General features: G+C 45.8%; 10 protein-coding genes and 1 riboswitch. Of the genes, 4 read left to right on the forward strand and 6 right to left on the reverse strand.

Annotated features, from left to right (window positions below):
* Positions 1-99: 99 nt before the first annotated feature.
* Positions 100-2,142: a transglycosylase domain-containing protein gene (locus ACQCVE_RS13400; protein WP_426863109.1), complete on the reverse strand. Its 2,043-nt coding sequence runs from the start codon at positions 2,140-2,142 to the stop codon at positions 100-102.
* A 178-nt stretch (positions 2,143-2,320) separates the two neighbouring features.
* On the opposite strand from ACQCVE_RS13400, the gene ACQCVE_RS13405 reads away from it, so the two are divergent.
* The gene (locus tag ACQCVE_RS13405) at positions 2,321-2,836 is read left to right on the forward strand and encodes a universal stress protein (protein WP_426846102.1); all 516 of its coding nucleotides are present in this window, start codon (positions 2,321-2,323) and stop codon (positions 2,834-2,836) included.
* Positions 2,837-2,899: 63 nt separating this feature from the next.
* On the opposite strand, the gene ACQCVE_RS13410 is transcribed toward ACQCVE_RS13405, so the two are convergent.
* Complete coding sequence (locus ACQCVE_RS13410) at positions 2,900-3,022, reverse strand: hypothetical protein (RefSeq protein ID WP_426846104.1); 123 nt, start codon at positions 3,020-3,022, stop codon at positions 2,900-2,902.
* 163 nt (positions 3,023-3,185) lie between these two features.
* On the opposite strand from ACQCVE_RS13410, the gene nhaC reads away from it, so the two are divergent.
* Positions 3,186-4,562, forward strand: coding sequence for a Na+/H+ antiporter NhaC (nhaC, locus tag ACQCVE_RS13415; protein WP_426846106.1), 1,377 nt, complete (start codon positions 3,186-3,188; stop codon positions 4,560-4,562).
* Between the two features lie 280 nt (positions 4,563-4,842).
* Here nhaC and ACQCVE_RS13420 read toward each other — a convergent pair whose 3' ends face one another.
* The 4 genes from ACQCVE_RS13420 to dat form a co-directional block, all read right to left on the reverse strand.
* Positions 4,843-5,823: an ABC transporter permease gene (locus tag ACQCVE_RS13420; protein WP_426863110.1), complete on the reverse strand. Its 981-nt coding sequence runs from the start codon at positions 5,821-5,823 to the stop codon at positions 4,843-4,845.
* Positions 5,816-6,730: an ABC transporter ATP-binding protein gene (locus ACQCVE_RS13425; protein WP_426846109.1), complete on the reverse strand. Its 915-nt coding sequence runs from the start codon at positions 6,728-6,730 to the stop codon at positions 5,816-5,818. Before ACQCVE_RS13425 ends, ACQCVE_RS13420 begins: the two co-directional genes overlap by 8 nt.
* Positions 6,727-7,530, reverse strand: a complete 804-nt coding sequence (locus tag ACQCVE_RS13430) for an SGNH/GDSL hydrolase family protein (RefSeq protein WP_426846111.1) — start codon at positions 7,528-7,530, stop codon at positions 6,727-6,729. Before ACQCVE_RS13430 ends, ACQCVE_RS13425 begins: the two co-directional genes overlap by 4 nt.
* 274 nt (positions 7,531-7,804) lie before the next feature.
* The gene (gene dat / locus ACQCVE_RS13435; RefSeq protein ID WP_426863111.1) at positions 7,805-8,641 is read right to left on the reverse strand and encodes a D-amino-acid transaminase; all 837 of its coding nucleotides are present in this window, start codon (positions 8,639-8,641) and stop codon (positions 7,805-7,807) included.
* A gap of 198 nt (positions 8,642-8,839) precedes the next feature.
* Positions 8,840-9,016: riboswitch (cobalamin riboswitch) on the forward strand.
* A 121-nt stretch (positions 9,017-9,137) separates the two neighbouring features.
* Here dat and ACQCVE_RS13440 point away from each other — a divergent pair.
* Both ACQCVE_RS13440 and ACQCVE_RS13445 read left to right on the forward strand, forming a co-directional pair.
* Complete coding sequence (locus ACQCVE_RS13440; RefSeq protein WP_426863112.1) at positions 9,138-11,411, forward strand: ribonucleoside-diphosphate reductase subunit alpha; 2,274 nt, start codon at positions 9,138-9,140, stop codon at positions 11,409-11,411.
* Between the two features lie 12 nt (positions 11,412-11,423).
* Positions 11,424-12,470 (forward strand): ribonucleotide-diphosphate reductase subunit beta, encoded by a 1,047-nt coding sequence (locus ACQCVE_RS13445; RefSeq protein WP_426846117.1) that lies wholly within the window; start codon positions 11,424-11,426, stop codon positions 12,468-12,470.
* The last annotated feature ends 459 nt before the right edge of the window (positions 12,471-12,929 follow it).

Raw genomic sequence — 12,929 nt, forward strand, 5'->3', positions numbered from 1 at the left:
TTACGCATAAGCGAAAGACTGCAGGCTGCAATCACAGTCAAATTTAAAAGAGCCTGGATTTTACAAAACCCTGCCGGCAAAAGCTGGCAGGGCTGATTTCTATCCATTTTTAAATTGATCCGTGATCTTCTTCTTTTCCTCTTTAATTTTTTCTCTTATTCGGTCTTCAGCATTATTTTTGTTCTCACTGCCTGCTTCTTTTTTATTTTCCTTGTCTTTTTTATTTTCCTTGTCTTTTTTATCCTTGCTTTTTTCATTGCCTGCTTTATTCTCTTTAGCTTCAGGCTTAGGTTCCTTGTACTCTGGCAGGTTAAAGCTTTGCTTTTCCTCATTTTTCAAAGCCCGCTCCATGATTTCTTTATATAAAGGAGCAGCTGTTTTACTGCTTGTCGTATGCAGGATATTTTCTGAATCTGTTTTGTCATAGCCGATCCAAAGCGCGCCTGCCAGGTTCGGCGTATAACCGGCGAACCATTGATCCTTCGTTCCGTCACCGCCATGCGGATCCTGGGTTGAACCCGTCTTTCCTGCCATTTCCAAGCCATCGATTTTTGCATTTTCCCCGGTTCCTTCTTTTACGGTGCCAAGCATAAGCTGTGTAATTTTGTCTGCCGTTTCAGGGCTTGTTGCTCTTGATTTTTCGCCCTTCCATTCCCCAACGGTATTTCCGTTTTCATCCACAATCTTTGTAATTGAATGGGATTCATTCCGGACACCTTTATTCGGAAAGGCTGAGAAGGCTTCAGCCATTTGCAGTGGCGAAACGCCTTCATGAAGCCCTCCGAGTGCAAGACCAAACTGACGGTCCTCAGCTGTAACCGGAATGCCAAACCGCTTAGACGCATCTAGTCCTGAACTGATGCCCGCCTTGCTGAGCGCATAGACAGCTGGTACATTATAGGATTGTGTAAAGGCCTCGTACACCGAAACGGCTCCTCTGTACTGTCCATCAATATTTTCAGGTGAATAATCTCCAAAATCCATTTCTTTATCGGCAAGCTTTGAATGAAGGGAGTACCCTTTTTCCAGGAGGGGAGTATAGGCCGCGATTGGCTTCATAATGGAACCTGGCTGCCGCTTTAACTGCGTTGCGCGGTTAAACTGGCGGAAGGAATGCTCTCCTCTCCCTCCGATCAGCGCCTGAATTCCCCCGGTTTTCGGATCAATAAGCACGGATCCTGCCTGCACAGGCTGATCTGTGCTGCTTTCTGGAAAAAGGCTGTCATCCTTGAATATTTCTTCAAGTCCCGTTTGCATATCCTGATTCATTTCAGTGTGAATGTTATAACCGCCGGCAAGAAGCTTTTCCTGGGAAATTCCGTAGCGCTTGCTGGCTTCTGATATGATTTGATCTACATAAGAAGGATATTTCCCCTTATATGGATCTGTTGATTTTTCTCTTAATACCAGTTCTTCACCGCGGGCCTGGTCAGCTTCATCTTTCGTCAAGAAGTTCTGGCTTTCCATCAAATCGAGGACCACGTTGCGTCTCTCAATCGCCTTGTCATAATTTTTAACCGGCGAATAATTTGATGGGGCCTTAATCAGTCCGACTAAAATGGCGGACTCACTGTCAGACAGGTCTTTGGGAGCTTTTCCGAAGTATGTCTGAGCAGCATTTTTCAGCCCCCAGGCTCCTTCCCCAAAATAAACCTGATTGGCATATAGCTCAAGAATATTCTCCTTTGAATACTCCTGCTCAATTTTTTTCGCTAAAAAATATTCATCAAACTTGCGGGTAAAGGTTTGATCCTGTGATAAAAATGCATTCTTGGCCAGCTGCTGGGTAATGGTACTTCCTCCTTCCACTACTCCTCCGGCTGTAACGTTCTTGTAGGCCGCTCTTACAATACCCAGATAGTCGATTCCCTTATGTTTATAATAATCGCGATCTTCAGTAGCAACGAGCGCTTCCTCGAAATTTTTAGGCATTTCTTCGTAATCCATCCATTCAACCTTGGAGGACGACAGCTTGCTCGCAAGCTTTCCATCCTGATCATAAATGGCTGTCGGCTGCGTAACCGACTTCTCAAGCTTGCTTACATCTGCAGAAGCAATCAGCATCTGATGGGCTATTAATCCTGCAAGGACAACAGCCAGTGCAGCAGCGATTGATAGTTTAGCGATAAATTTTTTCTTCATAATATCCCCGCATTCTTTATTGAAATTAGGCGTATGGCTTTTTTGCTTATTACCTTTAAAAAAACACAATGATAAATCATACGAAACGCTTTGCTCATTCATAGGGGTCACGCAGCAAGGATTAATTATTGCCAAATGGGGTATTGTTTTACAAATACGAACAGAGGATGTGGAGAAGTTGAATACGATTCGGCATTTACTGGTAGCTTTCCATGATACGGAAGACAGCAAGGAAGCATTATCAGCAGGAATGGCCTTAAGCAAACAGCTCAACGCAGATTTGTCCGTCCTGCATGTGTCTGAAAATGAAACAGAACCGCCTATGACTTCAGCGTCCACCCAGCCTTTTTTTGCCAACCGGATGAGCGGGGATGGTCTGACTAACTATCCTGTTCCCCCTGCGGCTGATAGCCGCAGTGCAATAAATGAAGAAGAAAATCATATCCAGAATGACCGTTCAGGCAGAATTACAGCTGAGGTTCAGTCAATCCTGCAGGAAAACCGGATACCCGGTCAAGTAAAAGTATTAGATGGAAACCCGTCAGATGCGATCATCTCTTATGCAGAAGAAATCGGAGCAGATCTGATTGTCGTAGGCCACAGAAACATCAGCGGATTCAGAAAACTGATTTCCTCAAGCGTGAGCGATAAAGTCGCAAATGAATCGGTTATTCCGGTTCTGATTGCAAAGTAAATTAGCGAAAATGAAAAGAAGCTGGCCCCTTGTCAGCTTCTTTTTCATGCGTCTGAACAGCTTTCATTTTAAAGCACGGGGTTCATCATGGAGGCCGATGCTGTTGCCGGATAATAATGAAACCATTTTTCCCAGCCGGTATACACTCAGAACTCCTCCTTCAGAGCCGTTTCCTGACTTTTTCAATCGCAGCTGCTCCTTGCACCAGCCTTCTGACTCCTAATCGGCGCATATCAGTTCCCCTGCATTTTCCCCATGCCCGGCATTGACATATAGTGATAGCTTGCTATAATACTTTTATGCACAAAAGCACAAAAGCGTTTAAGTAAAAAAGAAGGAGCACGACTTCATGGAAAGGGAAAGCGTTCGATTTAGTACATCTATTATCCTGCTTACTGGTATGCTCGGTACGATTTTTACGTGCCTGTTCTTTATAAAAACTGAACCTCATTTGCCGCTTTTTCTTTGCTTAGTTTTTCTCGCTCTGTTCGGGACAGCTAAAGGCACTAAGTGGAAAGATCTTGAACAGGGGATTGCCGGCGGAATTCAGAACGGTATCCAGCCAATCTTAATTCTATCTCTCATCGGGATGCTGATTGCGGCCTGGATGTTCAGCGGTACCATTCCTACTGTCATTCATTTTTCACTATCTGTTATTGAGCCTCAATTTCTATTACTAACCGGCTTGATTTGCTGCATGATTGTGTCCATTCTGGTAGGCAGCAGCTTTACTACGGTCAGTACGGTGGGAGTTGCGCTGATGGGGATTGCGGCGGCTTCTGGAATCCCGCTGGAATGGGCAGCAGGAGCCGTTATTTGCGGGGCTTGCTTTGGGGATAAAATGTCTCCTATGTCTGATACAACAAACTTTGCAGCGGGTGTGGCATCTGTTTCCATTGTGGAGCATATTCGCCATATGAGTAAAACGACGATTCCGGCCATTTTGATTACAGTGGTCATCTTCTTCATCATGGGCCGCTCTTTGACAATTAATCCAGCGGGTTCAGGTGAAATGCAGGAAATTATGCGTACCATCGTTTCAACGGTTACGATCGGTTGGTTTACCCTGCTCTCTCCCATTGGGGTCATTATACTGGCTGTGATGAGAAAGCCTATTATTCCGACCTTGATCTTTGGCATCGCTACGGCAGGGATGACAGGAATTTTTTCCGGTAACGGGGAGTTCGGCCAATTCCTTGGTGTTCTTCAGAATGGCACAAAATTTGATATTAGCAATGAGCAGGCTGCATCCATCCTCAACCGCGGAGGACTGCAATCGATGATGTGGTCTGTATCTCTGATCATGATTGCATTTGCCCTTGGGGGATTAATGGATAGGCTCGGTGTAATCCGGGCTTTAATGAACGGGCTGATCCAAAAGGTAAAAACACGCGGCCAGCTGATTGCTTCTACGGCAGCCTCTTCTGTAAGTGTGAATCTTGCAACCGGGGAACAGTATATGTCCATTCTCATACCCGGGCAGTCTTTAAAGGCACTCTATGAAAAACTCAATTATCCCGGCAGATACATGTCACGGACATTGGAGGATGCGGGTACCCTTGTCAATCCGCTCATTCCATGGGGAGTCAGCGGAGCATTTTTCGCCCAGTCGCTCGGTGTTGATGTCATTCAATACCTGCCATTTGCGTTCTTTTTGTACCTCTCTCCAATTTTTACAATCGTATTTGGCTTTCTTCCTGACAGAAAGGAAAAGCTGACCGCGTAGCAAAAAGAGAAGCATGCCAAACTGGCTGCTTCTCTTTTTGGCTGGATTTGTAAATGCAGCGTGTTGTTTTCACCCCTGTTGTTTAGAGGGAAAGGAGTCAGACCTCGAGCTGTGAGCAGCAGGAAGAGGCTTACCGCCCCCCATTGGAAAAGCAAACGCCTGCCAGCTGATCACCAGCCAAGTTAACAGAGGTTTTTTGTTATGGAGAGATCGAAAATACAAGGCTGGTGAAAGCTGCTCCTGAAAAATGATAGGCAGCCAGAACACCGCCGTTTCCCCATCAGTAAACATCTTTTCCAGTAAACAGAAAGAAGGAAACCAATAGGCCTGCTATAGCCCAAACCGAAAGCACAGCCATTGAAAAACCCAGCGTCATCCCTTCTATCGGCGGAGCCATGCCGCTAATGTAATCCGTAAGCTTCAGGTTTACCATAAACAAATACTTAGCTGAGTCCCAGGATGCAACCATATTGGCCAGGATTGCTCCTGCAATCAGAGAAGCGAGCATCACACCCATGACCGATGCCGTACTTTTCATTAAAGCGGAAAGAGCAAAGGTTAGCGTACCGACGACGGCTGCTACAAACCATAACAGGCCGAAATCCATCAGAATATACTGCCAAAGGCTCATCATTTGGACATTGCTAGTATTCAGCTCGCTTCCTTCAACCGCAAATCCCGTTAACACAGGCACGTCCCAGCCGCTATAGCCTAATGCAATCCCTGAAACGAGATACGTAATCACCCCAACGGAGAGAACAATAAAGGAAATGGCCAGGAGCAGCGTCACATATTTACTTAATAGGATTTTCCATCGTTTAATCGGCCTCGTCAATAGCAGCTTAATGGTTCCATTTGTATGCTCTGATGAAACGATATCGCTTGCGATGACCATTACCATCAGGGGCAAAAGCAGATCAATGGAGTTCTCTGCAAAAGTTTTCATAAAAGTTGGGGCTCCAGGTGCATTAGGGTTAATATCGCGATCCAGGTAGTATTGCTGCTGATTAACGCGAATTTGGAGGAATTCCTTCCACTCTCCCGAAATCCCCCCCGAACTCAGCCTGTTCTGCGTGTTGATGATCTCCTGCTGCACCTGTGTCCGCCAATCCTCTGTCCCTGCTTCTTTTACGGCTTCTTCATGCTGCTTGACCTGAGCATATGTAAAAAGGCCTGCCAGTACAGCGATTATTCCCATTATAATAAACAGCCGCTTTTTCCGGACAATCTTGATCATTTCATTGTAAATAAGATTAATCAATGGTTTCACCTTCCGTCAATTCGATAAAGAGATCCTCAAGTGTCGGAAGCTTCACTTCAATCCCCTTCACCCTAACTCCTTCATGAACAAGCTTTTCATTCCACTGATCAATCCGGTTTTCATCGTTTGCTGTAATAAGTCCATGGATATTCTCTGAAAGGATGGCGGTTTCTTGCTCCAGAATTTTCTTGGCTCTCTCTTGAGGGTCCACATTCCATATCACCCTTTCCTTTTCAGTCAGCAAAGAAGACACGGCATCAATGCGCAGGATGGTTCCTTTCGACATAATGGCAACCCGGTCGCACATTAATTGGATCTCACTGAGCAGATGGGAGGAAACAAGAACCGTCAAGCCTTCCTTCTCTGCAAGGTAGCGGATAAATTCCCGCATTTCCCGAATCCCCATCGGATCCAGACCATTAGTCGGTTCATCGAGAATCAGCACCTTTGGACTGCTGAGCAGCGCCTGAGCAATTCCAAGCCTCTGTTTCATTCCAAGCGAATATGTACTGACCCGGTCATCTATACGGTGTTCAAGTCTCACGAGGCGAACGACTTCCCCGATTCTCTGTTTTGACACACCTGGAAGCATGCGGCGAAAATAATCAAGATTCTCCCGTCCGCTTAAGTAAGAATAGAGCTCTGGGTTCTCCACAATGCAGCCGATATTGCGGATTGCCTTTGTGAAATGCTTTTCCAGATCATACCCGCAAATGGAGATCCTGCCGGAAGTGGGCTTTATCAAACCGACAAGCATGCGGATCGTTGTGGTTTTGCCTGCGCCGTTCGGTCCCAGAAAACCAAATACCTCTCCTTTTTGCAGCTCAAAATCGAGACCTTTAATAATCTCCTTTTTTTTGATCCTTTTTTTCAGACCGCTCACAGACAGCGTTACATCCTTCATCATTGCTCCTCCCCTCCCCCGCTGAATAGGATGAGCGAAGCCAGGCGCTCCCCTATTAGCTGATAGCCCTCACTGTTCGGGTGAAATTTATCGCTGTACAAATAGTCATTCACATTTTGTTCAAACAAATCGAAGGTGGGGACCACAATGGTCTTTTTATACTTGGCTGCTTCTTCTGCTGTGTAAAAATTCCATTCCCGGACGATACCGGAAGTTGTCTTGCTGTTTGAAAGATCATTGAACGGATTGTAAAGGCCGATATAGTAAACGGCTGCTTGGGGGTTTACCGAGCGGATTTGCTGAAAAATACTTCCGAGCCTTTCTAGAAAAGCTGCTCTCGTATTTTTGATGGATTCATCCGATAAATCCTCCATCACCTGTCCGCCTGCGAATAAATCGTTTCCTCCGATTGTCATAATGACGGCATCCGCCTTGCTGAGCTGACGCTGAATTTCCGGCTGATTCAGCTGCTTTTCAAGCTGAACGGAGGTCTGGCCGCTGATGGAGAGGTTTGTGAGCTGCAGCTTCTGCTCTGTCCTGTCCCGCAGCTGGCCTATTGCATAACCGGCATAGCCTTTCCCGCTTTCATCCCCTATTCCTCTAGTGAGGGAATCACCCAAGCCGACTATGTTGTATTCCTCATCCTTCTTCTGAGGGTTTTCGAGCTCAGCCTTCTTAGAGACAGCGGGAGGAGGAGCTTCTCTATTTTGAAAAAACTGGCTATTAATCGTAAACGCTAAACTTCCCATCCATAATAGTCCTGCTGCAAGAGAAATAACCGCCATTATTTTTACACTCTTCATAGGAATTGTAGGCACCTTTCGTCAAATTTCTGATAGTTCCATTGTACCTTTATCACTTATGGAATGCTTCTTTGAGTGCTTTCTCCGGATAACCTGATTGAAGCGGAAGCCGGGAGATTCCCCGGGAAGCTGCATTGAAAAAATCGAGGAATAGAAAAACAACCCGGATATCACTCTTACAGCGAGCAACTGCGGGTTGTAAATGAGGATGTTTCCTATCAATGCAGCTTTTTTGACATCAGACTTCAGGACATTATAAAACGCTGTCCCTGTTTTAGTCCGGCAAAAGCTCCCGGAACGCTTTTTGAATTAGTAACGTAATCGGGCCGGGCCTGCCTTCGCTGTATGACCTGTCATCAATTTTGACCACAGGCATCACCTCAATGGTTGTCGAGGAGATAAACACTTCGTCATATTGCCCAAGCTCAGATGCCATGATTTCTTTTTCCACTGTATCCACACCTGCATTTTGGCATGCTTCCATAATTTTCAGCCGCGTGATGCCATTCAGTATGAAATGGTTTGCAGGGTGGGTATAGACCGTTCCATCCTTGACGGCATAAAAATTGGTGGAGCTGCCTTCTGTGACAACACCATCCCTTACAAAAATGGTCTCATACTTCCCTGCGTCCGCCGCTGCCTGTTTAGCCATGACATTCCCCAGAAGATTCAGGCTTTTAATATCACAGCGTTTCCAGCGGATATCTTCCGCTGTCATCACTTCAACGCCTGATTTCTGCAGCTCCGCCGGACGTTTGGATGGAATTGGATAAGCGGCCAGCTGGGCTGAAACATCAGATCCTGGAAAAAGATGATTCCTTGCACTGACACCTCTCGTCACTTGCATATAGATGCCGCCATCCCGCACCTGATTGACCGAGACCAATTCCCTGATTCGATTTTTAAGCGTCTCTAACTCATAAGGCAGTGAGATTTTGAGCTCCCCCGCGCTTCTTTTTAACCTCTCCAAATGCTCATCGATTGTAAAAACTTCTCCATTGTAAACGCGGATGACTTCATACACCCCGTCACCGAATTGATAGCCTCTGTCTTCAATATCTACTTTCGCCTGCTCTCTATCAATCAGTTCATCATTCATTAAAATTTTCATAGAGCACCTCGGAATGTATAGGATTTGTACTTATCATTACATATGGCCTGACTGGCCCTTGTCAAGACTATCCCGGCAAATAAAAAAGAATATTTTTGAGGGTTATCAGTTGTAATTCATATTCTTGTCCTATAATATGTATCTATACCCAAACACAACATATAGAAGTTTACGAAAATAAAAGCCACTATATATTGATTATATTCCGCAGCAAACGGTGCTAATAAGCTTAAAAGGGAATCCGGTAAAATTCCGGAACTGTCCCCGCAACTGTAAGTGTGACGAAATGGGCAAACCACTGTACGATATCGTACGGGAAGGGCTCAAAGTAGGAGAAAGCACAAGTCAGGAGACCTGCCGATGCTGTATATGTTTCGCTTTTCCCGGGGATTGGGAAGATGAAACGGTGGAAGTAAAAGAATCCTCTTTTATTCTATCGTTTGATCCGCTCAATTGCCAAGAGCGGATTTTTATTTTTCCTTGGAGGAGGATGGCTATGACTACTGAAACCGTAACGATGATAACAAATGAACAAGGCTTAAAAAGGCCGTTTGACGAGCAAGAATTTACAAAATGGATCAAAAAAACAGGGGAAGGCTTCCCTGAACTTGATTTAAACTCCTATATAGAGAGAATCATTCATTCCATTTCAACAAGAGATACATATACAGAGAAGCAGGTCAAAAACCTCTGTATCCTTGAGGGCCTGTCCAACATATCAGAATCTGAGCCGGACTGGACTTACTTTTGCTCCCGCCTGTATTTGGACCAGCTCTATACAGAGGCAGCAAGAAACCGCGGTTATGACTCCACTGTTCGATATGGATCTTTTCTCGAGCTGATCGATACACTTCACAGCATCGGCATTTATGGCGACTTGATTCCCGATGCATACTCAGCAAAGGAAATCTGTGAGCTTGGTGAAGAGATTGATCCGGAACGCGATCTGATTTTCACCTATATTGGTCTCAGGACACTTGCTGACCGCTACATTGCCCGTGACTACAGCAAAAACGTAATGGAGCTCCCTCAGGAACGGTTCATGGTGATTGCGATGACATTGATGGCAAACGAGCCCGCTGAGCACAGAATCCATCTTGTGAAAGAAGCGTACTGGGCGCTCAGCAATCTTTATATGACCGTTGCCACCCCTACTCTTTCAAACGCCGGAAAATCTGTGGGACAGCTGTCCAGCTGCTTTATTGATACGATTGATGACAGCCTGCAGGGGATTTTCGACAGCAACACCGATATTGCAAACCTTTCGAAAAGCGGGGGCGGAATTGGTGTCTATCTTGGCAAGATCCGCAGCCGGGGCAGTGATATACGCGGATTCAAGGGGGTTTCCTCAGGTGTGCTCCCTTGGATGAAGCAGCTCAACAATACAGCGGTCAGCGTAGATCAGCTCGGCCAAAGAAAAGGCGCGATTGCGGTCTACCTGGATGTTTGGCACAAAGACATCTTTTCTTTTCTCGATTCAAAACTGAACAATGGGGACGAACGCCTCCGAACCCATGATTTGTTCACAGGTGTCTGTCTTCCCGATTTATTTATGGAACAGGTAGAAGAGCGCGGCGACTGGTATTTGTTCGATCCTCATGAAGTGAGAAAAACACTTGGCTACAGTCTTGAAGATTACTTTGACGAGAAAAAAGGCAGCGGCAGCTTCCGGGAAAAGTATTGGGAGTGCGTCCGACACCCTGACCTGGCCAAAGAGAAAGTTCCTGCAATCGATATTATGAAGCGGATCATGATCAGCCAGCTGGAATCCGGAACACCGTTTATGTTCTACCGGGACGAAGTGAACCGGATGAACGCGAACGCACACGCCGGAATGGTATACTGCACCAATCTTTGTACAGAAATCACCCAAAACCAAAGTGCCACGACGATGGACGAACAATATACCGAGGATGGAAAAATCATCACCGTAAAAACACCAGGCGATTTCGTTGTCTGCAATCTTTCCTCCATCAGCCTGGCTAAAGCCGTGAGAGAGGATGTGCTCGAACGCCTCATCCCGATTCAGGTCAGGATGCTTGATAACGTAATTGATCTAAATGACATTCCGGTTCTGCAGGCAAAGCTTACAAATTCCAAATACCGTGCCATCGGCCTTGGAACCTTCGGCTGGCATCACCTTCTTGCCCTTGAAGGCATTAAGTGGGAAAGCGGGGAAGCGGTGCAGTACGCTGATAAGCTCTATGAAAAAATCTCCTTTTTAACCATTCAGGCGAGCTCGGAGCTGGCAAAGGAAAAAGGCTCTTATCCAGCCTTTGAAGGATCCGGCTGGGAAACCGGCACGTATTTTGACGCCCGCGGCTACCGATCAGACCAATGGCAGGAGCTTCAGCAGCAAATCGCTGAAAACGGCATGCGGAACGGCTATTTGATGGCCGTCGCACCGAACGCGTCCACATCCATTATTGCGGGCAGCACGGCAAGCATCGATCCAATTTTCCAGAAGGTCTATTCGGAAGAAAAGAAAGACTATAAGATTCCTGTAACAGCCCCTGATTTGAGTCCTGAAACGACCTGGTATTATAAATCCGCTTATTTCACGGATCAGCATTGGAGCATAGAGCAAAATGCGGCGAGACAGCGCCATATCGACCAATCGATCTCGTTTAATTTTTACGTTCTGAACACAATCAAAGCAAAGGAACTGCTTGATCTTCATATGAGCGCTTGGAAGGCCGGGCTGAAAACGACGTATTACGTCCGGTCCACTTCCAGTCTCATCGAAGACTGCGATTCCTGCGCGAGCTAGGAGGAGAAACAGATGACAGACATCGCACTATCTCAGCGGACCATTATGGATCCTGAAGCGCCGAACCGTTCCACGGCACTGATCAACGGCCGAAGCTCTAACATATTAAACTGGGATGATGTAGCTTATCCATGGGCGTATGCCAAATATAAAAAAATGCTCTCCAACTTCTGGACACCGTTCGAAATCAATATGTCCCAGGATGTAAAGCAGTTTAAGGATCTCGAGGAGCACGAAAAGGATGCCTTTTTAAAAATCATCGGGCTCCTCGCCCTTCTCGATAGCATCCAAACCGATTATGCCGGAAAAGTAGCGGACTATATTACCGATTCGAGCATCAATGCACTCATGATCATGCTTGCCCAGCAGGAGGTCATTCACAATCATTCCTACTCATACGTGCTATCGAGCATTGTACCGAAAAGCAAGCAGGATGAAGTGTTCGAGTATTGGCGCAGTGAGGAAATTTTAAGAAAACGAAATGACTTTGTCACAAACGGCTATAAAGCCTTTGCAGAAAATGCAAATGTAGAAAACCTGCTGAAATCACTTGTATACGACGTCATCCTTGAGGGGCTGTTCTTCTACTCCGGCTTCGCGTTCTTTTACAACCTTGCGCGCAATCAGAAAATGGTCGCCACAAGCACGATGATCAATTACATCAACCGGGATGAGCAAATTCACGTCGATTTGTTTGTGAAAATTTTCAGAGAGGTCCTTGTTCAATACCCGGAGTATAATACTCCTGAGCTGAAAGTGTTCGTGGAAAGCACAATAGTGGAAGCTGCCGAGCTTGAAATAGAGTGGGGCCGGGAAATTATCGGCAGCAAAATCGAGGGCATCAGCATGAAGGATGTTGAAGACTACATTAAATTCTACGCCAACGTCCGTTCCAACCAGCTCGGCTATGACCGGCCTTTTGAAGGCTACCGGACGAACCCGCTCAAGTGGATTAAAGCATACGAAGACGTCGACCTCGGCAAATCTGATTTCTTTGAGCAGAAATCAAGACAGTATACAAAAGTAAACAATGTGGATAATGGGTTTGATGATTTGTAATTGATTCCAATGAACCTAAGCGGGCCGGATGGGCATGTCAATACTGCTCGGCACCAATAGAGTTATGCATAACGAAAAAAATGCATTATGTTCAAGATGTGAGACTTTAACGGGTGTCTTTGATCGCTATTCGCGGTGACGCCTTTCTCACATCTTTTTTTGAAGCTATTCAGGATATTACGACCGTTCAGACCCATTCAGCAGGGTGTTTGGGACTTGAGGGTCTCGGTTCGGTCTGTTTACATTCCTTTTTTAGCTGTTTCTGGCGGTGAACAACGAAGATTTCGGGCGGAAAGTCAATCAGATCGCTGGGACACCCTTATAAATCCCATGTAGATTTGACGATTTTGTCCGTGGCCGGGTTTTATTGTCCGTACTTCTGATTTATTGTCCGTATTCTGATTTTATTGTCCGTACTTTAATTTTATTGTCCGTACTTATACTTTTATTGTCCGTACT

It is taken from the genome of Metabacillus sp. 113a (assembly GCF_050107635.1).
GTDB lineage: Bacteria > Bacillota > Bacilli > Bacillales > Bacillaceae > Metabacillus_B.